Below are 20,650 nucleotides of genomic sequence, written 5' to 3' on the forward strand. Positions count from 1 at the left end.
GCCCGAGTGCGGGAGTAGTTACAGCACTTTGCAAATGATGGACCTGTTCTCCGAGTTGCAATTTGAGTGGGATGTGTTTGCAAGCCTCGGGATGGGTATCGCGTGGAGCGTATGCAATGGAAAGAACTGCGGTGGTGGATCTCATGGTGGAGTCTGCCCAGAGCGTGACGTTGTTCAGTTTTTGGGGTGGTTGGAGCATGAGTGGCCGAGGATCTGGCGGCGGCGTGAGTTGCACCGAGCGGCTGCACTCTATTTGCATTCGAACTGGGTGAATTCCGAAGCACTGATTCGGAAGAATCTCGAGTTGAAGCGCAGTCGCCCGAGTGCTGCTGCTCACAGCGTGTATCTGGATGAGTGGGAGTTCGCGGTCGGCGCAGGTCCAGATGAGGTGGAGCGTCTCGCTGTAATGCCAGGCCGCCATGGTGAAGCGCTTAGGTTGGTGTCTCCACTCGCGGGAGTACTGCCTGAAGAAGAACGGCTGCATATTGTTTGGGGTGGAGCATGAATAGGAGCAACGAGCAACAAGTCAATCAATGGCGAGGACATCCGTGGTTCCCGATTATCTAGCGCACCCACCAAGACCTTGAGGAACGCATCCCCGGCTATACGGTGCTCCAGATCAAGCAAAAGTTTGGCGGTCTTCGTTACTACTTCAGGTTCCCTGACCCCATGCCGAAGGTTGATACGTGGAGTGAAGAACAGCTCCGGAATCGGTGCAAAGAGACCGTCTCTCGCGCTGAGGCATGGGTAGACGGATACGAACACGCCCAGGAACGGACTTTGGTTCTCGGGACACCAGGCCACACCGCTACAGTCGCGATCGCGCTAGGTGAATACGAACGAACCCAACGTCGAGATGCTGCACGCGCTGAGCGAGAGGGAAATCCCGAGTTCGGCAGACGCTGCCTCACCGAGGCGGATCACGCGAATGAGGTACTCAGAAGGCTCCGCAGACTGTAGGGCTAGTGCGAGGTCCGCAGTGTCGATGTCGCTCTGTGACGCGAAGGTGAAACGCGAGAAGGAGCTCAGAAATGAGGATCCTGAAAGACGATTCGAAATCTGGTGATCGATTTCTGAAACCTGGGCGAAGATCGGAATTCTGCCTTACGTTTGTCGCACCAGCAGGAGTTTGAGGAGTCACGAGTCCGATGTTTCAGGCTCAAACCACCCCTAATTGGTGGAACCTGTATTGGCCCATTGCTTGACACCGCTTGGCACTTAATGTGTTTCCATCGAGGAATGTAAGAAACATGGATCTATGCACTCGACGGGAGCCGGCGATACTTCACGACGTTGAGCAGCCCAAATGCTCCTGCAGGTCAATGTCCGACCCCCCGATTAAGATTCGAATATGGGAAATCCTGCTGAGCACGAGAGCGCTGCGACGACCTTTGACACAGAGATCAAGCGAACCAACGTGCCCGCTGCGGTGCGCGAACGCATTTGGGGTCGCTCGGCGGCTCGATGTGTTCTGTGTTCAAAATGGCTCGTCGATGAGACAGAGTTTTGGCACGCCATTCCAACTGGGCAGATCGCGCATAACATCGCGGCGGAGAACGGGCCAAAGGCGCCGAGGGGCGATTCGAAGCTGAGCTCGAAACAGCGAGCAGAAGAAGCAAACCTTCTTCTGCTCTGTGGCGATTGTCATCGAAAGATTGATTCGTCAGCGCTCAAGGATAAGTTCACGGTCCAGTTCTTAACGGATAAGAAGAACGAGCACGAAAGCTGGGTCCGTGACGTTACTAACTTTGCGCGCTTGCGTCCGGCCATTGTCATCCGTATGACGGGTACGATTCGAGGGACTCGGAGTCCTGCGACTAAAGAACAGATTGGTGAGGCTCTCCGTGAAGCAGGGCTCACGGGGATGCACGCAGACTCCCGCACAGGTTTGTTCGATATCACCACGTACGATGACGAGTCCGACTCATGGACCTGGGCGGCCGCGCGTAAGCAGATCGATATGCAGGTCCAGAAGGCACACGAAGCTATCGCTGCGGGCGACGCGAGTGTGCTGGCGGTCTTTGCGCTGGCGCCGATTCCGATGCTGATCCATCTGGGAGCGGAGCTTGACGACAAGACCGAGACCGTGTTGTTCCGGCGAGATAGGAGCGATGCACCAGACGCATGGACTTGGACGGCACCAGTCCGAGCGCCTTACACGTTCCAAGTCGAGGCATCGTGCGCTGATGCCGAGGCGACAGACGTTGTTGCGTTCGTGGACGTGACCGCATCGGTGGACGTAGCACGCGTGCCGGCACAGCTTGCTGGAGCACCCTCCGTGCGCCTCTTGGTTACTGAGGGTGCATCGTCTGAAGCAATCGCGTCCAGGGTGGATCTAGTATCGTTCGCGGCAGCATGGAGGGAACTCCTCTCGACTGTGGAGCGTCAATGGCCCCGAGTGGAACGCCTGCACATCTTGGCAGCGGTACCGGGTACTGCCGCTGTCACGATGGGGCGCCACCGTATGCGAGGCGCGCACCCCACATTTGTTTTGTATCAGCACCACGGCAAGGGAATCGACGAAGCAGTGATGGAGGTTGCGGGATGACCGCCCGAGTTAGAGAGTTCAACGCGTTCTTGCGCGACTACGTCAACCTGAACCAGACCAGAGTAAACACGCTCCAGTCGCGTGTTTCCACTCTCGATAAGTTCCTGGGCGACGATTCGACACTGAGTGGCATGGTCACCGACGACGTGATCCCGCAGGGTTCTTTCGCGCACAAAACCATCATCCGTCCGTACACCGGCAATGACTTTGACGCCGATGTCCTGCTTCCCATAGATGAGGAGCCGGGTTGGGAACCGAAAAAATACACCATCGAGCTCCAGAAAGCGCTTGAAGCATCCAAGAACTACGAGGGGAAGACGACGCTTGGTAAGCGCTGCGTCACCATCGAGTATGCGGATAATTTCCACATCGACGTTGTCCCGTTCGTCACGCGTCAGGACGACAGCACATACATTACGCACCGCATCGACAACGATTGGATTCGTCAGGATCCTGTTGCGCTCACCGCATGGATCGAGGAGTCGTCCCGGGTAACCAACGGTCACCTGATCCGTGCAATCCGGCTGGTTAAGTATCTTCGAGACAGAAGCTCTTTGAACGTTGCATCGGTGGTTCTTACTGCGATGCTTACGGAAAGGGTTCATAGCTTCGCCGGTGTCGACAAGTACCAAAATGTCGCCACAACTCTGGTGTCGTTGGTCGAGGACCTCAACGACTACCTGGGACCGATGTCGTCGGCCCCGTGGGTCGACGACCGTATCGGCCAGAACCTCGCAGACAGGCTCTCACATACTGGCTTCCTCAACCTGCAGAGCCAAGTCAAGACGTGGGCGCGGAAGATGCGGGCTGCTTTGGATGCCCCCAGCGACGAAAGCGTCGACAAATGGCAGGAGGTGTTCGGTGATAAGTTCGGCGGCTCCACGAAGGCGGAGCTTATGCTGTCAGCATCGGCCGAGACCACCGAGACCACCGAGACCACCGAGACTTACGAGAAGCGAGAAGCTCCAGGTGAGCAGTTCCTCGAGCGCGACCATCACATCCCCGTGCGCATCCAGCCGAGTGCGCGTTTCCGTCTCGTTGGACGCATGTCGGCGACGCGACGGGCAACTGGCAGATACCGGCCGATGAACGCGACAGGGAACCACGTCCCCATCGGTCGCAGCCTTAGCTTCACGGTCGAGGATTGCACCGTACCCGCCCCGTATGACGTCTATTGGAAGGTCCGCAACGCGGGAATCGAAGCTGTTGAGCTTTGCAACCTACGTGGCGAAATTTTCAAGGGCGGCGAAAAGATCACCGAACGCAGCTCTTTCGCCGGCAACCACTGGGTGCAGGCCTGGATTGTCAAAGATGGCGTCGCCGTTGCAACCGATACACAGGACGTCACAATCACATTGGGTTGACCGAAATGCTGAGAGGAGCTGAGAACGCTGGTTGCGCCTCGACCGAATCGACGCTGTCCGCGTCGTGAGTGCGCTGTTGAATTCTTCAGTGCTGAAAGGACTTCAAGTTTCGCTCGGCCTCTTGAACGGTAGTATTCCTGATGCTTGTTCGAGATGAGTGCGCAGTCGATGATTCTCAATTGTTAATCGTTGGATTTCTGCAGCAGCGAGTTTGATGTCGTTTTCGAGGCGTGCACGGTCGTCAGTTACGCGTCTGAGGTTCTCCGTTTGAGTAGTGAGTGCGGCCCCTTTCAGCGAGGTGGTAACTCTCTTGCGTGAATCTCGCCTGGCATCTGCAAGACCCTGGGCAATTTGTGGGAAGTGACGCCAAAAGGTTGCGTTGCTTAGTCCTAGGCGAGTTGCGACTGACAGAGCTGACGGAGGATGAGTGGGCCTTTCTTTCTTGCATAGGTCTATTGCCATATCGATTTCTGAATGTGTCGGGAGAGGAACAGGTTTGGTCATGCGCGAAAGCCCTTCTGATGCAGCAGTTCTCTGATCTGTTCGAGGCGTTCTCTAAGCTGCGATGCTAAGAGCGGTGGGAGAGATGGGCGGGCTTTGAGTTCCATTTCAATCGTGTTGATTTCGTTCTTCCAGGTTTCGCAGTTTTCAGCGTCGAGTGCGACGTTTCTGCATGCAAGGGGTTTGCAGGCTGGGAGATTTGGCTTCTCGTCAGCGGTACCGGTGAGATTTCGGCAGAGCGCTTTCGCAGGGTCGTAAACACATGTCACATAGCGATCTGGGTAGATTGCAGGGTCATCACGGCCAATGAGTCGCAAGAGTTGTCTGCGATCGGTGGCGACTACACCTTGAAACTTGGCGTGTTCACGAAAGGCAGTGAGTCGTTCTTGAGCTATTTCTGCAGCAGGACCGATCAATTCAGAGTGGTCATGTCGATCGATCATTTCGAGCATATGTTCGCCGCGTGCGAGCGATTGCTCGGCTTCGACTTCTCCACGAAAGCCCGAATCCGAAGTACCGGCATATCCTTCAAACATTTGGATACTGTGGTGTCGATAGGCGATTGCACCCGCAATGGATCCTCCGGGGCGGCGAGCGATGTACCAGGCAAGAGTGCGTCGAAATTGGCGGGTTGAGAGTTTCCACGTCCGCCCGTTGAATTGAGGTATCGGGTCTGGCCGGTCGTGCCTTTTGCAGTATTCGTTGATCCAAGTCACGAAATGAGCGAGTTGTTGGTTTGTTGCAGGGAGAGTGAGGGCGTGGTTTCCGCCGCGCCCCGCGGATCCAGCTCCTGGCCCAACTTTAAATGGGGCGAAGAGCCAAGGCGTTGGCGTGGAGATTGCAGCGTGGGCTTGTTCGAGCACTCTGATTGCGCGAGCCGCTGGCTCACCTATTACCCATGTTGCGGTCGTGCCATGGTCATCGATTTCACCTTTGAAGGCGGTGCTCTTCACCGTGCATCTGTACGTTCGTCCGTTTGCGTCTCGCGAAATGGTGCAGCACCCTGCCTTTAGATGTTTCAGTTCACTGTCCCTCATACCGGAGAGAAACGCGATTACGATGTAGCACGCGATTTGGAGCATTCTGGCCAAGCTAGTAAGAGAATCGAAGTGGCTTGTCGAGAGCGAGACGCCCGCGATCCAAGGCTTTCCATCAAGCCGCCCTTGTACGTAAATATCGAGCTCGGCGTAAGCTGATACTCCGGTCTGCTCGGCGATTTGAGAGATTTCGTGTCGCTGACGTTCGAGCGAGGTGCGATCACACCCGATTTGGTGTGCGATCGCGTTGAGATGGACGATGCCATCGACTCCTGGCAATGGCCGGTTGTTAGTTCTAGCGGCGTCAAGATAGGCGCGAATTCGGTCTTGCTGGTAGGCGTAGGGCTTTTTAATAGCTGAACGAGATCCTGTTGGGCGGCGTATTTCTTTCCAGCGTTGGATTGCGTGGATGATGTCGCCGCTGAATTCGTCGACAAATCGCAGCGCCCACACCAGTACGCGGCTGTGTACGGACTCGGGGATGCGGTCCGTTGTGTTTTCGCGGCCCCGGTCAGGGTCTGGCTCGCTCCATCCCGGTGTCTCACGCGGATCATGGGCGAGACCTTCTTTGGCTAGCGCTGAACGATAAGCCCACAATTTATTGACTGATGAACGCAGAGCGAATCTGCGATGTGGGTTCGCAAATGATTTGAGTAGATGACGTTGGTACTGCTCAAGATGTCTCGACAGAATTTCTGGAAGTCGTGTTTGTGGGTACTCAAGATCTAGCCATCGAAGGAACACCCGTAAGTTGTAGAACGTCGTGGTGACGCTGGATACGCGGGGACGCGGTTCATCTCCAAGTGGCACTGACGAGAGCATTGCGTGACACAAGCGTTTGAGGGCGGTGCGATGCAGTTCGGGTACCGTGCCGAAACGAAGCGTGAGGCCGCGTTCTTGTTGTTGCAATGACGCTGGAGCGAGCGGCCAGTTGTCTTCATCAAATCGAGCAGTGTCTTCTAGACGATACCCGGGCCGGAGTGGGCGTCGACTGAGCACGTATCGGGGGTCGGCAAATTCTTCGAAGCCATCAGTGACGGTGTTCGTTTTCACGGGTGCTCCCAACTGGGTTCCACAAGGTCGAGAAGGCTGTCACTTGGACGATCCTCAAAAGCGGCGGCGACTTCTGCCTCGGTGAACTTCGGAAGCACGTCGTGCCGAATTGCGATCCAGGCTGGTCCGTACTTGTTCCACCAATCCTCCTCAGACAGCGCGATTCGTCGAGCTTCGAACGCGTCTAGCAGGCTTAGCAGTCTGGGGAGGTGGTCCGGGGTGATGATGCAATTACCGCAGTGAAAACAATCCAGGAATGATGCCGAGCATCTGCGTCCAGTGAGTGGGTGATGCTCATGATCCTCGCAGTTGTTCCAGGCCGCTGATGACTGGCGATCCCGACTTCTGGTTGGCGTTGGCGCATTGATAGGGGTGATTTGCAACTGGTTGCGTCCGCTATTGCTGTGGAGCGCGCGAGTATGTGCGTCGTATGCTGCTTGTTCGACTTCCGTGAACGTTTCGGAAATCAGACCTTTCGCCCAATCGATCGTGGTCTGGTCTCCCGACAGGTAGTTGCGAAAGAGTACGGCTGTTGTGTTGCTGCGCGCCGCCGATGGGAGATGCCCGCCCAATTGCCGAGTGCGCCGTACGTCGATGCTTGTCTTTAGGCGGTTCGCGGTGAGTTGCAACGGCGGCTGCGATTGATCCTTTTGCTGTTCGTCCCCGTGTCGAGAAGTACCAGATTCGAGATTATGCTTCGCTACCCATGAGGTCCATCGGAGTTGTGCGTTCAGTGCTGCAGCGAATGGATTGAAACACTGGGATTCTCGGGAGTTGGCTGTGTGATCCCAGATGGCCCAGAATGATGGCGATTTAAGAGTGCGTCGTGCGGGCTCCATGAGCCGATGAAGCAAAAGGTACAGGCCACCGGGAGTGTGTAGTTCTCGACCAGGTGGGCCAATCTCCCAGATCGCTGTCTGATGCCATCTCCCCGCGCCTCGACGTCGTTTCAGGAGGGTCACCTCAACGGCGCGTTCATCGATGATGCGATGTTCAGCAGGCAGTTCTTTGATGACCTCTAGGTTCCAGCCCGTGAGTGAAATCATGAGCAGGAGCATCGGGTACAGGTCATTGCGAGTCACAAAGACTTGTTCGGCAGCTGCTGTCCGACTTGCGACAGACGACGGCGCTGCCTTGTCTCTCGACGTTGCCTGAGCAGAGTTTGGGGTCAGAGAAGGTTCGGGGTGCTTGCTGTCCTTGTGTTTGTCTAATCGACGGCGAAGCGTCGAGACGTCAGCGCGTGCAGCGGTGATGATGCTGGAGAGTTCCGTATCTGTGTACCCTGACACGGATCCTCGACGAGATTGCCCGAAGACTCTGGGGCGGAGTCCCGCTTGGACCTCAGGGTTCACGAGGTTGCTAAGCGGCGGCAGGCCGCACAACAAGCCAATCTGGCGTACCTCGATACCGGATTGCACAGTGCCTATTGACTGAGCACGGATTCTTCGGAAGTACTCCACTTGCATGAGGGTGAGATTTGCGGGCGCGGAAGGTGGAGACGGTAGACCTCCAAGGAACCGAACAAATCTCGCAACGATACCCCAGGCGCTCATTGCCGACGACAGGGTTCGTAAGCCGCCGGAAGGCCCGACGCGCCTTGACCATGCCGTGGCAAGGCTCTGATGCCAGCCCGGCAGGGGGAGAGTTTCGAAATCGAACGCTTTTCGGCGCCCGTCTTCGCCCAGAAAGTGCACCACTGAGCCTTCTAGCCCAGACGTGCGTGACGGCGCGGGCTCATAGTTCGCTGGAGGAACAGATGACCGCCGGCCGTTGCTAGTACTGCCTCGCCCACTCATTGGGAAGCACCCAACTTGAAGGGTTCGACTCGCGGGTCGCTCCACTCATCCGGGATGAGGGCGAGTCGGGTTTCGAGTTCGAGCTCTTCAAGCGCATGGAGATAAACCTGGGTGGTGGTAACACTGCGATGTCCAAGTGCGCGTCGTACCCAGTCGAGCGGGTCACCGAACACTCGCACGTAGTGAGAACGTTGCTCAGGACGCAAATTCGAGAGAGCAGCAATATGGCCGCGCTGGAGTTGCTCCAATGTCAGCACTGCAAATGTGTGTCTCAAAAGATGTGCATGAGCGTGAACTCTCGCGCCCTTTGCCATGCACCGTGCATTGGCCTGTCGGAACACATCCTTCCAAGTCGATACAGCGACTGGCTGCCCTGTTTCAGAAAGCCACAATGCCGCAGGCTCTAAACCCTCATCTGTCTCGACCATGAGGCGTAATCGTTCGGCAGGTGAGAGATTGCCTACACGGGTGCGGACGTGAACTCCGTCGTCAATCGCAGTAGTAACAAACCCGGATCCTCGATTGAACACTGATTTGCCCGAACTCTCATAGTCTCCGCGCGATTGAGCCATTTTGATCACATACTGACGATCAATGTCTATATACGCAGCGACGTCTGACAGAACGCTCGCGGGGACGTATACCCATCGTGCTGAACCCCACTTGGCGACAGCACCACTCAGCCAGAAACGGGAGTAACCCCGACCGGAGGCTTCTGGAATCTCTGTCACCAAGAGTGATGCTTGCTCGGTAAGACGCAGGCCGGTGCGAACCATAAAGTCAGCAAAAGTCGCGTTTCGGGCTGCCCATCGTCCGCGAAATCCGGGGTCTGGGAACCCTTCCATTGAATACCCTCGAATCCCAATGTCTCGCCATGTTCGGTAGGACGAGGCAGGCAACCATCGCACGCGATCTCTCTGGCGATCATGCGAATAGGTGGCCGCGGTAGGTCCGGCTTGCCGTCGTGAGGTCTCCGGCCGTGACCTGCTATCTCGTTGCGGGATCGGATTCACCGAGATATTCCCTCGCGAGGTTTGCCAGCGGAAGAAACGGTTCTGTGCGCTAACTTCTCGATCCCAGGTAGCGCCGCTCACTTGCGGTCCCTGCGGATCCTGACGCCGCCAGATCAGATATGCCAAGTGATCGAGCTCCCGCGTTGCTCTCCAGTCAGAGATTCCTCGATTATGGTGAAGAAAGTTGAAATATAAGACCAGATCGTTTGCGTAGCCGACTCGAGTTGACATCCGTGCAGATAGCATCTCGGTGGAGTAAAAGAATTCGTTCAACTCGCGGTCGTATCGCCACCTTGGCGACATCAGAAAGGGTGTCCCTAGTGGCACTCCGAGGTCGTTCCACCATTTCTGTGAAACTGGACCCGATGCGGGACCTGGGCCGGGCTCTTCAAATCGGAAGCAGCGCCAGCGCTCACTTCCAGAAATGATGGACTGGTCGGCCTCTTTGCTCACAATTGGATGCTAAGCGAGGGACGGTTCTTTGTGAACAGTAGATAGGCACAAACACCCGATACAAGCTCGCCGCGAACCCGTGCCCGTGCGGCTACGCCGGGTCGCCCGACACCGTGGCGCAGTGCCGCTGCGCCGCTCACACCCGGGTCCGATACCTGCAGCGCATCTCGGGTCCGCTCGGCGATCGGATCGATCTGCGGCTCACGGTGCGACGCGTGCCGACGGTTCTGCTGCAGGGTTCGGGTGCTCGCACCGAGACGAGCGGGGAGCTCCGAGCGAGGGTCACCGGGGCTCGCGAAGCGGCCGCTCATCGGCTGCGTCGCACGCCCTGGCGGGTCAATGCTGAGGTGCCGGGGACCTGGCTGCGCAGCCCGGAGATGCGGCTCCCACGCGGCGATACCGCGGTCCTCGACCGGGCGCTCGCCCGGGGAGGTCTCACGATGCGGGGGTACGACCGGGTACTGCGGGTGGCGTGGACGATCGCCGACCTCGCGGGGCGCGACCGCCCCGTGCGCAGCGATCTCTCTCGTGCACTGGTGCTGCGGGGCGGTGATCTGCCGTGACCGGCGGCACTGGGAGGAACGGAGCCGTGGAGATCCGCGCGGATGCCTCGTTGCGCCGGGAACTGGAGGAGTTGGTGCCCGGTGTGCGGGGCGCCTCGTCTCAGGGCTTGACGCCGGCTGCGGCCGATGCACTGCTCGCCAGCATCGTGTGGTCGCACGTCGTCGAGCCAGGGGATGCGGTGGCCGGCACCCTGATCGCGCACCTCGGTGCTGGGACCGCCATCGATCTGGTCGCTTCTCGAACGACCGGGGCACAGCTGTGCGCTGCGCTGCGTGGGCGAGGTCACGACGAGGTGACGCCGCGCCAGGCTTCCGCGGCCATCGCGCGCTGGGCACCCCGACTGAATCGGTCCGTCGTCATGGACGGGATTGCACGAGCTCGGGCACGAGGGATCAGCGTCGTGGCACCCGGGACCGACCACTGGCCCGCATCCCTGGACGACCTGGGGGCGCACGCGCCAGTGCTCCTCTGGCTTCGGGGAGATGCGGCCCTGCTGTGTGCACCCGCGCTCGCCGTCGTGGGTGCACGCGCGAGCACCGGGTACGGGGCCCACGTCACTGCGGAGCTCACGGGTGACGCGTGCGGAGCCGGGGTCGCGATCGTCTCCGGCGCCGCGTACGGCATCGACGCGGTCGCGCACCGTGCCGCGCTCGCGCTCGGCACCCCCACGATCGCGGTTCTTGCGGGTGGTGCGGACCGGTCGTACCCGAGCGGCCACCGCCAGCTGCTCGAACACATCGCATCGGTCGGCGCGGTCTGCTCGGAGATGGCGCCGGGGTCGGCTCCCACACGATGGCGGTTCCTGCAGCGCAACCGCGTCATCGCGGCGCTCGCTCGGGCGACCCTCGTCACCGAGGCCGGCCCCCGCTCGGGATCGCTGAACACCGCGGGCCACGCCGCCGAGCTCGGCCGGGCGCTCGGCGCCGTTCCCGGTCCGATCACGAGTGCTGCCTCGGTGGGCTGCCACCGACTGATCCGGGAGTACGGCGCGTCGCTCATCACCGACGGGCGCGACCTGCGTGAGCTTCTCGGGATTCCGGAGGATGCGCCACTGGGGGAGTTGCTGCCCGGCGGGTCACTGCCCGGGCAGTCACCGCCCGGGCAGTCACCGCCCGGGGAGTCACCGCCCGGGGAGTCAACGTCCGAGGGGTCGCGCGAGTCCGCGGTGCACCGGCGGGTGGTCGATGCCCTGCCGCTGCGCGGGGCCCGGACCTCGCACGAGGTTGCCCGCCGAGCCGGTCTCGCCCTCGACGACACGAGCGCCGCGCTCGCCGAGCTGGAACTGCTCGGCAGGGTGCGGCGACGCGACTCGCCGGGAGATCCCGAGGAACTGTGGGGGTTGGAGCGAGGACAATGAGACCATGCAGCTCCGTGACGCCATCGACGCGTTCCTCACGGCGGTCCGGCTCGAGTACGGGTACTCGGAGCACACCGTCCGTGCGTATCGGCGCGATCTGCTCGGCTTCGCGGACTACGCCGAGGAGCAGCAAGCCCGCGACGTGCGCGACTGCGACATCGAACTCATGCGGGGATGGTTGTGGACCCGCCAGCAGGCGAACCTCGCACCCTCCACGCTCGCCCGCAACGTCGCGACGCTCAAGTCCCTGGGCGTCTGGCTCGAGCGCACGCAGCTCGTGCCCGGCAACCCGGCGTCACGGCTCCGAGCGCCACGTGCTCCCCGAACACTGCCGCGAGTGCTCGCCGATGAGCAGATCACCCGAATCCTCGACCGCGCCGCGGCTCGAGCGGCCACCGGCGACCCGGATCAGCTTCGGGACCACGCCGTGCTCGAGCTACTGTATGCCTCCGCGCTGCGCGTCTCCGAGCTGTGCACCCTGCCGCGCGAGGGATTCGACCGGCGGCAGCGCACCGTGAGGGTCCTCGGCAAGGGCGGCAAGGAGCGAGTCGTGCCGCTGGGAGCGCCGGCCGCCGCAGCACTCGAGGCCTATCTCGCCACGGGGAGACCGGCGCTCGCCGCACGTGCTGCGGAAGCCCGCGCCGCGGAAGCCCGAGCCCGCACGGCTATCCAGACCGAACACCGCACGGATTTTCTGTTCCTCGGGAGTCGTGGGGGACCGCTCGGCGCCAATGCCGTCTATCGGCTCGTCGCGCGGGAGCTGCAGCAGGAGCCCGGGGGCGGCCCGCGCGGTCCGCACACGCTGCGGCACACGGCGGCGACGCATCTGCTGAACGGTGGCGCGGACCTGCGGGTGGTGCAGGAAGTGCTCGGTCACTCGAGTCTCGCGAGCACCCAGGTCTACACACACGTCTCGACCGAGCGTCTTGCCGAGAGCTACCGGCAGGCGCACCCGCGCGCGTAGCCGTCACCACGGCACCAGACGCGGCCGACCGAGGAAGTAGCGGAGCGGGTTGACGTAGTCGCCGTCGACGCGCACCCCGAGATGGATGCACTCGACCGATCCCGCAGCTCCGATGCAGTGGCCCCCCGTGCCCACCGTGCCGAGGGGCGCCGCGGCCGGCACGGCGTCACCCGCGGCCAACCCGCTCGACACCGGTTCGATCGACACGACCGTGTGCGCGTCCACCCGAATCGAGATCAACTCCCGCCCCGCGACGGCTCCCGCGAACGTGACGGTCCCTGCGGCAGGGGCGACCACGACCGCACCGGTGGTCGTCGGCAGGTCGATGCCGCGATGACCCGACCCGTAGGGGTGCGGCGGAGGTCGGTACGGTCCGGTCACCCGGAATGGTGCGTGCAGCGGCGGGATCCAGCGTCCCGCCCCGTCCCCGCCGGTGGTGGGGTGGGTGAACGGAAGAAGTACCGCGAGGATCGTCAGCCCCGCGAGGATTCCGCGCACGCCGAGTGCCCGACGCGGGATCCCGAAGTAGCGGTGCATGCGATCCAGGGTGGCGCGCCGGCGGGGCGGGGGAGGCGGTTCGACTCGATCGGGGGAAACCTCGCCCCGGGCTCGCAGAGCGGTCAGGATGTGAGCGGAGATTCCGGGCGCGCCCCGCGCACCGTCGGGGCGCCGCGGGTGGTACACTGGTCGCTGCGCCTCGAAAGAGGTGACTTCGCGTGCCCACTCACCGGAGTGACGCCATCGGTCCCTGTGCGAATAGCTCAGGGCGGCTGATCCCGCGGGCACCAGGATCTGGCTGCATCCGCAGCCGAACAACCGCAAACGCGTGCTCGTTCGAGCGCGCAGAACAGGAGACGGCAATGGCCGTTGTAACCATGCGCCAGCTGCTCGACAGCGGCGTCCACTTCGGACACCAGACGCGTCGCTGGAACCCGAAGATGAAGCGCTTCATCTTCACCGAGCGCTCGGGCATCTACATCATCGACCTGCAGCAGTCGCTCGGGTACATCGATGCCGCCTACGACTTCGTGAAGAGCACCGTCGCACGCGGCGGCAACATCCTCTTCGTCGGTACGAAGAAGCAGGCGCAGGAGGCCGTCGCCGAGCAGGCGACCCGCGTCAACCAGCCCTACGTGAACCAGCGCTGGCTCGGTGGTCTGCTGACCAACTTCCAGACCGTCACCAAGCGCCTCGAGCGCATGAAGGAGCTCGAGCAGCTCGACTTCGAGGGCACCACGAGCGGCTTCACCAAGAAGGAGCTGCTGCTCAAGAAGCGCGAGCTCGACAAGCTGCAGAAGTCGCTGGGCGGCATCCGTCACATGACCAAGACCCCCTCGGCGCTCTGGATCATCGACACCAAGAAGGAGCACCTCGCGATCGACGAGGCGAAGAAGCTCGGGATCCCCGTGATCGCGATCCTCGACACCAACTGCGATCCCGACGAGGTCACCTACCCGATCCCGGGCAACGACGACGCCATCCGCTCGGTTGCGCTGCTCACCCGCGTGATCGCCGACGCCGTCGCCGAGGGCCTCATGGAGCGCCATCAGAAGCCGGAAGAGGGCGCAGCCGCTGCTGAGCCGCTCGCCGAGTGGGAGGTCGAGCTCCTCAACGCCGATGCCAAGCCCGCCGAGGACGCCGCCGCTGAGGCCGCTCCCGCCGCAGCTGAGGCACCCGCAGCCGAGGAGGCTCCCGCAGCTGCCGAGGCCGCAACCGAGGCTCCCGCCGAGGCGGCTGCCGAGTAGTCTCGGCCCCACGTTTTCGTCTGAACGAACAGTTAAGGAGTAACAGATGGCTGCAGTAACCATGGCCGCTGTGAAGGAGCTGCGCGAGCGTCTCGGCGCCGGCATGCTCGACAGCAAGAACGCACTGACCGAGGCGGATGGCGACATCGAGAAGGCCATTGAGATCCTGCGTCTCAAGGGACTCAAGGGTGTCGCGAAGCGCGGCGATCGCGAAGCGAGCGAGGGCCTCGTGGCCGTCAAGCAGAGCGACGGCGCCGCCACGATGATCGAGTTCGTCTGCGAGACCGACTTCGTCGCGAAGAACGAGAAGTTCATCGCGCTCGCCGATCGGGTGCTGGAGGCCGTCGTGGCCGCCGGTGCGTCGAACGCCGAGGAGGCCCTCGCCGCTCCCGCCGAGGGCAAGACCGTGGGTGAGGTCATCACCGACGAGTCCGCCATCATGGGCGAGCGGATCGTGCTGCGCAAGGTCTCGCGCGTCGAGGCTCCGAGCACCGCGGTCTACCTGCACCGCACCTCGAAGGATCTGCCGCCGCAGATCGGCGTGGTCGTCGGCTACGAGGGCGACGATGCGAAGGCCGCACTGAGCATCGCTCAGCACATCTCCTTCGCCGATCCGCTCTACGTCACCCGCGACGAGGTCCCCGCGGCCGACGTCGACAAGGAGCGCGAGATCGTCACCGAGATCTCGAAGAACGAGGGCAAGCCCGAGGCCGCCCTGCCGAAGATCGTCGAGGGGCGTCTGAACGCGTTCTTCAAGCAGGTCGTGCTCAACGAGCAGGTGCACGCGCTTGATGACGAGAAGCGCGACGTGAAGAAGGTCGCCGACGCGGCCGGCATCACCGTCACGTCGTTCGCGCGCAGCAAGGTCGGCGCGTAACCACGGCATCCAGGAGGCCCGGGCATTCGCTCGGGCCTCCTTACTGTGCCCGGCCTGTGCACAGCTGCTGCGCGTCCCCCTCATCACCACTACGCTGATCTGAGACTCGAAGAAGGAGATCACCCATGTCCGAAACCGTCGCACGCAAGCGCCGCGTCCTGCTTAAGCTCTCGGGAGAGGCCTTCGGCGGCGGCACCCTCGGGGTGAATCCGGACGTGGTCAGCCAGATCGCGCGTGAGATCGCCGCGGCGATGGAGAGCGCGGAAGTCGCCGTGGTCGTGGGCGGCGGCAACTTCTTCCGCGGTGCCGAGCTCTCGCAGCGCGGCATGGATCGCTCCCGCGCCGACTACATGGGCATGCTGGGCACGGTGATGAACGCGCTGGCGCTCCAGGACTTCCTGGAACAGGCCGGGGTCTCGAGCCGCGTCCAGTCCGCGATCACCATGACCCAGGTGGCGGAGACCTACATCCCGCTCCGCGCGGTCCGGCACCTCGAGAAGGGGCGCGTCGTCATCTTCGGCGCGGGCGCCGGGCTGCCGTACTTCTCGACCGACACCGTCGCGGCGCAGCGTGCGCTCGAGATCCGCGCCGATGAGGTGCTCGTCGCCAAGAACGGCGTCGACGGCGTCTACACGGCCGATCCGAACCAGGATCCCGACGCCACGCTCATCAGCGAGATCAGTTACAACGACGCGCTGGTCCGCGGCCTCAAGGTGGTCGACTCGACCGCCTTCAGCCTCTGCATGGACAACGGCATGCCAATGCGCGTGTTCGGTATGGAACCCGCCGGAAATGTCACCGAGGCCCTCCGCGGGGCAAAGCTCGGCACCCTCGTTCACCGCTAAGCTGGACTGACGCACAACTTCTGAAGGGGTACACCGTGATTGACGACATCTTCGCAGACGTGAAAGACCGCATGACCAAGGCGGTCGAGTCGGCCAAGGAGAGTTTCGCCACGGTGCGAACGGGACGCGCGAACCCCTCGCTGCTGCAGGGGGTGCAGGTCGACTACTACGGCACGCCGACCCCGCTGCCGCAGCTCGCCTCGGTGCAGAACCAGGATGCGCGCAGCCTCCTCGTCACCCCCTACGACAAGGGTGCGATGAAAGACATCGAGCAGGCCATCCGCGACATGCCGAACCTCGGGGCCAACCCGTCGAACGACGGCAACGTGATCCGCCTCTCCCTGCCGGAGCTGACCCAGGAGCGCCGCAAGGACTTCGTCAAGATCGTGAAGGCGAAGGCTGAAGACGCCCGCGTCGCTGTGCGCAACGTGCGCCGTCACGGCAAGGACGAGTTCGACGCGCTGAAGAGCGAGGTCGGAGAGGACGAGCTCGCTCGCGCCGAGAAGGAGCTCGAGACGCTCACCAAGCAGTTCATCGATCAGATCGATGAGGCCTTGAAGCGCAAAGAAGCCGAGTTGCTGGAGGTCTAGCGGCGATGGCGGGTGCCGACCGGCGAGACGAGCTCAGGGCGCACCTGGAATCCACGCGCGCGCAGCTGGAAGCGACCAACGCCAAAATCGAAGCGCGTGCGGGGCGCAACCTCGTCTTCGCGATCGGTTCGGGGCTCCTCTTCGGAGGCGTGTTCCTCGTAAGCCTGCTGCTCGTGAAGCAGATCTTCGCCCTGCTCGTCGCGATCCTAGTGGCCATCGCCCTCGTAGAACTCGCGTCGGCATTCAGCGTCGCGGGCCGTCGGGTGCCTCGAATCGGCGTGGTCCTCGGAGGACTCCTGGTGGTCGTCGGCGCCTACTTCTGGGGAGCGGAGGGCATGCTCCTCGGGCTCTTCGCGGGCTCCATTCTCCTGACGGTCTGGCGCCTCATCGAGGGCCTCGTGCCGCGATGGGAGACCCCGCCGCGCACCCTCATCCGTGACGTCTTCTCCGGTCTCTTCACGCTCGTCTACGTCGCGTTCCTCGCCAGCTTCACCGTGCTGCTCGTGGCGGCCGAGAACGGCCAGTGGTGGGTCTTCGCCCTCGTCCTCATCGTCGTGTCGGTCGACGTGGGTGCCTACGCCGCCGGAGTGACCCTCGGCAAGCACAAGATGACGCCTCGGATCAGCCCGAACAAGACCTGGGAGGGGTTCGCCGGAGCCGCGATCGTCGCCATGGCGGTTGGGGTCGCCGTGACCGTGCTCGCACTCGACCAGCCCTGGTGGGTCGGGATCATCCTCGGCATCGTGGTGCTCTTCACCGCCACGGGGGGAGACCTCACCGAGTCCCTCATCAAACGCAACTTGGGAGTGAAAGACATGAGCAGCTGGATCCCGGGCCACGGAGGGTTCCTCGACCGTCTCGATTCACTGCTGCCCTCCGCCGTCGGCGTCTACGGTGTCGCCCTGGTACTGGGGGCCGTGTCGTGAGCCCTCGCTCCCAGGGTGCGGGGAAGAAGTCCGGGCAGAATGGGGTGGTGCACACCGCGTTCCCCCTCGCTCCCAAACGTCAGGTCGGCTACCACCAGGATCAGGTCGACGCGTTCCTCGACCGCGCTCGGTCGACGTACGAGGGCGGAGCGGTGCCCGATGGGGCCATCACCGCGGAAGAGGTCCGCCGCACCGCCTTCGGCGTGCGTCGCGGGGGATATTCTCCGCGCTACGTCGACGCCGCGATGGATCGCCTCGAGGAGGTCTTCTTCGAGCGGGAGCGTCGCGTGCGTGTGCGCGCCGACGGCGAGGACCAGTGGTGGGACGAGACCCGGCAGCTGCTGTCCGAGGTGCGCGGTCGGTTGCAGCGGCCGCGCGGCAAGCGCTTCCGGCGACGTGGCCTGTTCGCCACGGGGTACCGTCGCTCACAGGTCGACGCCTTCCTCGACCGGGTCGCGAAGATGTTCGAGAACCGCGAGCTCGGCCTCGCTCCCGCCGAGGTGCGCGATGTGGTGTTCCACTCGCAGTGGCGGGGGTACGACGAGGATCAGGTCGACGCGCTGCTCGACGGGGTCGTCGAGCTGATCCTGTCCACGCGCTGATGCTGTGCGGCGCGCCCGGTTCCGCGGCATTGAGTGATTCCGCGGCCTGAGATAGAATCGTTACATTGTGGCTGTGCAACCTTCTTCCTCCGTGTCCTTCAGGTCCCGCTTCCGGGCACCCGTCGCCGTGATCGCAGTGGCCGGGTTCCTCGGTGCGGCCGTCGTGGCCCCGTTCGCGATGCCGAGCGCCTCGGCCGACGCCGAGACCATGGCGTTCCAAGCGCGGATCCACCAGGAGTTCGTGCCGAACGTCTCCGCCGAGGCCGACCTCGTCTTCACCGATGTGTCGGTGGTGGAGCTGCCCGACCCCGAAGAGGAACGGCTGAGACTGGAAGCCGAGGCCGCGGCCAAGGCTGCCGAGGAGGCGAAGGCGTCCGCCGCGAAGCAGGCGACGACTCCCTCCGCACCGCCCCGGTACGAGGGCGGCGGCTCACCGGCCGAGTGGATGGCGGCCGCGGGGATCGCGGAGGCCGACTGGGGGTACGTGGACTTCATCGCCTCGAAGGAGAGCGGCTGGAACCCGAACGCGACGAACGCGAGCTCTGGCGCCTGCGGGCTGATCCAGGCGTACCCGTGCAGCAAGGTGCCGGGGAGCGGATACAACCCAGTCGACAACCTCGTCTGGGCGAATGGCTACGCCGTCGGACGCTATGGCAGCTGGGCAGCGGCCTACGCGTTCTGGACCGCTAACCACTGGTGGTAGTCCACCGTTCTCATGGGGCGTAAGCACCGCAGGGCGCCGTCCGACCCGGCGGGCGACGTGACCCGGCTCGCTCACGGCGGCGCGCGCACCGAGACTCGTCGGGGCGTCGAGTGGGTCGTGCGCGACATCCCGGCGCACCGCGCTGAGAAAGCGTACCGGTGCCCGGTCTGCAGCAACGAAGTGCCCCCGGGTCAGGCCCACATCGTCGCATGGCACGCCGAGCACTTCTTCGGCGACGAGGCGGCGATGCGGGATCGCCGTCACTACCACGCGCACTGCTGGCGCCTGGCGTGACCTCCCGCTAGAAGAGCGTCGGGGGAGCCGCGGGCTGCTCGAGCGAGATCTCGGGGCTCGGAGCCGCGACGCGACCCGCGAGGCCCGGTCCGTGCTCCGGATCCCGACCCGCCTGGAACGCGGTGGCGGCCGCTCGCGCTCGTAGATCCGCCGCTTCGTTGAGCGGGTGCCCCGCGTGCCCCTTGACCCACTCGAAGCTCACCCGACGACCCACGAGGGCCGCATCCAGCTGCTCGAGGAGGTCGCGGTTCAGCACCGGCTTGCCGTCGGCCTTCCGCCAGCCGCGGCGCTTCCAGCCGGGCATCCACTGGGTGACCGAGTTGATCACGTACTGACTGTCGCAGAGCACGTGCAGCGGCTCATCGGCGCGGTCCGCGGTGGCGTGCAGCAGATCGAGCACCGCCATGAGCTCACCCTGGTTGTTGGTGGCGCGGGGCCAGCCGCCGGCGCGCCACTGGCCGTCATCGACGACCCAGGCCCACCCCGCAGGGCCGGGGTTCCCGAGAGCCGAACCGTCCGCTGCCGCTGTGAGAGTCATACTCCCATCCTGCCAGAGACGGAGACGGAGACGGAGACGGAGCCGGAGCCGGAGCCTGTGCCGAAGCCAAGTGCGGCGAGCGGCTAGGCTGGGTCGGGTCTGCCACATGCACCGCGTGATCCCGAGGAGGACGAACATGGCGAAGATCTCGAGCAATACGGTGCTCCGCGCGCGCCGCGAAGACATCGCATTCACGACCGCCGATGGGCTGACGCTCGTGGGGGAGTTGGCCGTACCGGAAGATCGGGAACCGGCGGCGACCCTCGTCACCCTGCACCCGCTGCCCACGGCAGGCGGGTTCATGGACTCCCACATTCTCCGCAAGGCTGCGAACCGACTGCCCGAACTCGCGGATCTCGCGGTGTTGCGCTTCAACACGCGCGGCACGACCTCACCGCGCGGCACGAGCGAGGGCACCTTCGGTGATGGCATCGACGAGCGCGCCGACGTGGCCGCGGCGATGGCGTTCGTTCGGGATCGCGGGCTCCCGCGGCCGTGGCTGCTCGGGTGGTCGTTCGGCACCGAACTCGCCCTGAAGTACGGTCTTGAGCACCCCATTGAGGGGGCGATCCTGCTCTCGCCGCCGCTCCATCGCGCGACCGAGGCGGATCTGCGCGCCTGGAACGACGCGGAAGCGGAGCTCGTCGCGCTGATCCCCGAGTTCGACGACTACCTGCGGCCCGAGGCCGCGGCGGAACGGTTCGCCGCGGTGCCGCGCGCGCGGCTCATCCCCGTCGACGGCGGAAAGCACCTGTGGGTGGGGGAGCAACAGACCAGTCGGGTGCTCGACGAGATCGTCGGCACGGTCGGCACGGCGCCGACGCCGCTGCCGCGCGAGGTCGACGAGGATCGCGTCGCGCCACCCTCGGAGTGACGCCGA

General features: G+C 63.2%; 20 protein-coding genes and 1 pseudogene. 15 read left to right on the forward strand and 6 right to left on the reverse strand.

From position 1 onward, the window contains the following. The first annotated feature begins 34 nt into the window (after nucleotides 1–34). From MUN76_RS01320 to MUN76_RS01330, 3 genes are all read left to right on the forward strand, one after another. Nucleotides 35–505 carry a hypothetical protein gene (locus MUN76_RS01320; RefSeq protein WP_244686462.1) on the forward strand — a complete coding sequence of 157 codons (471 nt, stop codon included), beginning with the start codon at nucleotides 35–37 and terminating at the stop codon, nucleotides 503–505. Between the two features lie 846 nt (nucleotides 506–1,351). After that, nucleotides 1,352–2,548 carry an SAVED domain-containing protein gene (locus MUN76_RS01325; RefSeq protein WP_244686464.1) on the forward strand — a complete coding sequence of 399 codons (1,197 nt, stop codon included), beginning with the start codon at nucleotides 1,352–1,354 and terminating at the stop codon, nucleotides 2,546–2,548. Next, nucleotides 2,545–3,912: an SMODS domain-containing nucleotidyltransferase gene (locus MUN76_RS01330; RefSeq protein WP_244686466.1), complete on the forward strand. Its 1,368-nt coding sequence runs from the start codon at nucleotides 2,545–2,547 to the stop codon at nucleotides 3,910–3,912. The genes MUN76_RS01325 and MUN76_RS01330 overlap by 4 nt, the downstream gene beginning before the upstream one ends. Nucleotides 3,913–4,412: 500 nt before the next feature. Here MUN76_RS01330 and MUN76_RS01335 read toward each other — a convergent pair whose 3' ends face one another. The 4 genes and pseudogenes from MUN76_RS01335 to MUN76_RS15590 all read right to left on the reverse strand — a co-directional run. Continuing rightward, a complete protein-coding gene (locus tag MUN76_RS01335) occupies nucleotides 4,413–6,503 on the reverse strand; it encodes a hypothetical protein (RefSeq protein WP_244686468.1) in 2,091 nt (696 codons plus the stop codon). Next, nucleotides 6,500–7,792, reverse strand: a complete 1,293-nt coding sequence (locus MUN76_RS01340) for a hypothetical protein (RefSeq protein ID WP_244686470.1) — start codon at nucleotides 7,790–7,792, stop codon at nucleotides 6,500–6,502. The genes MUN76_RS01335 and MUN76_RS01340 overlap by 4 nt, the downstream gene beginning before the upstream one ends. Before the next feature lie 503 nt (nucleotides 7,793–8,295). Then, entirely contained in the window at nucleotides 8,296–9,075 is a 780-nt protein-coding gene (locus MUN76_RS01345; RefSeq protein ID WP_244686472.1) for a site-specific integrase, read from the reverse strand. Nucleotides 9,076–9,333: 258 nt separating this feature from the next. After that, a pseudogene (locus MUN76_RS15590) lies at nucleotides 9,334–9,615 on the reverse strand (site-specific integrase); the annotation flags it as partial. Nucleotides 9,616–9,806: 191 nt separating this feature from the next. Between MUN76_RS15590 and MUN76_RS01350 the strand changes: the two are divergent. Genes MUN76_RS01350 through MUN76_RS01360 form a run of 3 tightly spaced genes read left to right on the forward strand, consistent with a single transcriptional unit; the run spans nucleotide 9,807 to nucleotide 12,650 of the window. Then, entirely contained in the window at nucleotides 9,807–10,328 is a 522-nt protein-coding gene (locus MUN76_RS01350; protein ID WP_256451816.1) for a magnesium chelatase subunit ChlI family protein, read from the forward strand. A 26-nt stretch (nucleotides 10,329–10,354) separates the two neighbouring features. Next, nucleotides 10,355–11,686, forward strand: a complete 1,332-nt coding sequence (gene dprA / locus MUN76_RS01355; RefSeq protein WP_244686476.1) for a DNA-processing protein DprA — start codon at nucleotides 10,355–10,357, stop codon at nucleotides 11,684–11,686. A 4-nt stretch (nucleotides 11,687–11,690) separates the two neighbouring features. After that, nucleotides 11,691–12,650 (forward strand): tyrosine recombinase XerC, encoded by a 960-nt coding sequence (locus tag MUN76_RS01360; protein WP_244686478.1) that lies wholly within the window; start codon nucleotides 11,691–11,693, stop codon nucleotides 12,648–12,650. Nucleotides 12,651–12,653: 3 nt separating this feature from the next. Here the strand turns inward: MUN76_RS01360 and MUN76_RS01365 are convergent, their stop codons facing one another. Further along, nucleotides 12,654–13,187 (reverse strand): peptidoglycan DD-metalloendopeptidase family protein, encoded by a 534-nt coding sequence (locus tag MUN76_RS01365; RefSeq protein ID WP_244686480.1) that lies wholly within the window; start codon nucleotides 13,185–13,187, stop codon nucleotides 12,654–12,656. 323 nt (nucleotides 13,188–13,510) lie between these two features. Between MUN76_RS01365 and rpsB the strand changes: the two genes are divergently transcribed. From rpsB to MUN76_RS01405, 8 genes are all read left to right on the forward strand, one after another. Next, nucleotides 13,511–14,395 (forward strand): 30S ribosomal protein S2, encoded by an 885-nt coding sequence (gene rpsB, locus MUN76_RS01370; RefSeq protein WP_244686482.1) that lies wholly within the window; start codon nucleotides 13,511–13,513, stop codon nucleotides 14,393–14,395. Nucleotides 14,396–14,441: 46 nt separating this feature from the next. Continuing rightward, nucleotides 14,442–15,272 carry a translation elongation factor Ts gene (tsf, locus tag MUN76_RS01375; RefSeq protein ID WP_244686484.1) on the forward strand — a complete coding sequence of 277 codons (831 nt, stop codon included), beginning with the start codon at nucleotides 14,442–14,444 and terminating at the stop codon, nucleotides 15,270–15,272. A gap of 125 nt (nucleotides 15,273–15,397) precedes the next feature. Further along, a complete protein-coding gene (gene pyrH, locus MUN76_RS01380; protein ID WP_244686486.1) occupies nucleotides 15,398–16,117 on the forward strand; it encodes a UMP kinase in 720 nt (239 codons plus the stop codon). Nucleotides 16,118–16,152: 35 nt separating this feature from the next. Beyond that, entirely contained in the window at nucleotides 16,153–16,707 is a 555-nt protein-coding gene (frr, locus tag MUN76_RS01385; RefSeq protein ID WP_244686488.1) for a ribosome recycling factor, read from the forward strand. A gap of 5 nt (nucleotides 16,708–16,712) precedes the next feature. After that, nucleotides 16,713–17,633, forward strand: coding sequence for a phosphatidate cytidylyltransferase (locus tag MUN76_RS01390; protein WP_244686490.1), 921 nt, complete (start codon nucleotides 16,713–16,715; stop codon nucleotides 17,631–17,633). Between the two features lie 47 nt (nucleotides 17,634–17,680). After that, nucleotides 17,681–18,235 carry a DivIVA domain-containing protein gene (locus MUN76_RS01395; protein WP_244686492.1) on the forward strand — a complete coding sequence of 185 codons (555 nt, stop codon included), beginning with the start codon at nucleotides 17,681–17,683 and terminating at the stop codon, nucleotides 18,233–18,235. Nucleotides 18,236–18,326: 91 nt separating this feature from the next. Then, complete coding sequence (locus MUN76_RS01400; RefSeq protein ID WP_244686494.1) at nucleotides 18,327–18,938, forward strand: aggregation-promoting factor C-terminal-like domain-containing protein; 612 nt, start codon at nucleotides 18,327–18,329, stop codon at nucleotides 18,936–18,938. Nucleotides 18,939–18,950: 12 nt separating this feature from the next. Continuing rightward, complete coding sequence (locus tag MUN76_RS01405) at nucleotides 18,951–19,232, forward strand: ATP/GTP-binding protein (protein WP_244686496.1); 282 nt, start codon at nucleotides 18,951–18,953, stop codon at nucleotides 19,230–19,232. A gap of 7 nt (nucleotides 19,233–19,239) precedes the next feature. On the opposite strand, the gene MUN76_RS01410 is transcribed toward MUN76_RS01405, so the two are convergent. Further along, nucleotides 19,240–19,770, reverse strand: a complete 531-nt coding sequence (locus tag MUN76_RS01410; protein WP_244686497.1) for a ribonuclease H family protein — start codon at nucleotides 19,768–19,770, stop codon at nucleotides 19,240–19,242. A 136-nt stretch (nucleotides 19,771–19,906) separates the two neighbouring features. Here MUN76_RS01410 and MUN76_RS01415 point away from each other — a divergent pair, with 136 nt between their 5' ends. After that, nucleotides 19,907–20,644 (forward strand): alpha/beta hydrolase, encoded by a 738-nt coding sequence (locus tag MUN76_RS01415; protein ID WP_244686499.1) that lies wholly within the window; start codon nucleotides 19,907–19,909, stop codon nucleotides 20,642–20,644. Nucleotides 20,645–20,650: the final 6 nt, after the last annotated feature.

This window comes from Leucobacter rhizosphaerae, from assembly GCF_022919175.1.
In the GTDB taxonomy this organism is placed as follows: domain Bacteria; phylum Actinomycetota; class Actinomycetes; order Actinomycetales; family Microbacteriaceae; genus Leucobacter; species Leucobacter rhizosphaerae.

What these genes read in the sequence shown, in the direction of transcription:
- MUN76_RS01320 (WP_244686462.1), top strand. Translation starts at nt 35, where the DNA reads ATGATGGACCTGTTCTCCGAGTTGCAATTTGAGTGGGATGTGTTTGCA.
- MUN76_RS01325 (WP_244686464.1), top strand. Translation starts at nt 1,352, where the DNA reads ATGGGAAATCCTGCTGAGCACGAGAGCGCTGCGACGACCTTTGACACA.
- MUN76_RS01330 (WP_244686466.1), top strand. Translation starts at nt 2,545, where the DNA reads ATGACCGCCCGAGTTAGAGAGTTCAACGCGTTCTTGCGCGACTACGTC.
- MUN76_RS01345 (WP_244686472.1), bottom strand. Translation starts at nt 9,075, where the DNA reads ATGGTTCGCACCGGCCTGCGTCTTACCGAGCAAGCATCACTCTTGGTG.
- MUN76_RS01360 (WP_244686478.1), top strand. Translation starts at nt 11,691, where the DNA reads ATGCAGCTCCGTGACGCCATCGACGCGTTCCTCACGGCGGTCCGGCTC.
- MUN76_RS01365 (WP_244686480.1), bottom strand. Translation starts at nt 13,187, where the DNA reads ATGCACCGCTACTTCGGGATCCCGCGTCGGGCACTCGGCGTGCGCGGA.
- rpsB (WP_244686482.1), top strand. Translation starts at nt 13,511, where the DNA reads ATGGCCGTTGTAACCATGCGCCAGCTGCTCGACAGCGGCGTCCACTTC.
- tsf (WP_244686484.1), top strand. Translation starts at nt 14,442, where the DNA reads ATGGCTGCAGTAACCATGGCCGCTGTGAAGGAGCTGCGCGAGCGTCTC.
- pyrH (WP_244686486.1), top strand. Translation starts at nt 15,398, where the DNA reads ATGTCCGAAACCGTCGCACGCAAGCGCCGCGTCCTGCTTAAGCTCTCG.
- MUN76_RS01390 (WP_244686490.1), top strand. Translation starts at nt 16,713, where the DNA reads ATGGCGGGTGCCGACCGGCGAGACGAGCTCAGGGCGCACCTGGAATCC.
- MUN76_RS01405 (WP_244686496.1), top strand. Translation starts at nt 18,951, where the DNA reads ATGGGGCGTAAGCACCGCAGGGCGCCGTCCGACCCGGCGGGCGACGTG.
- MUN76_RS01410 (WP_244686497.1), bottom strand. Translation starts at nt 19,770, where the DNA reads ATGACTCTCACAGCGGCAGCGGACGGTTCGGCTCTCGGGAACCCCGGC.
- MUN76_RS01415 (WP_244686499.1), top strand. Translation starts at nt 19,907, where the DNA reads ATGGCGAAGATCTCGAGCAATACGGTGCTCCGCGCGCGCCGCGAAGAC.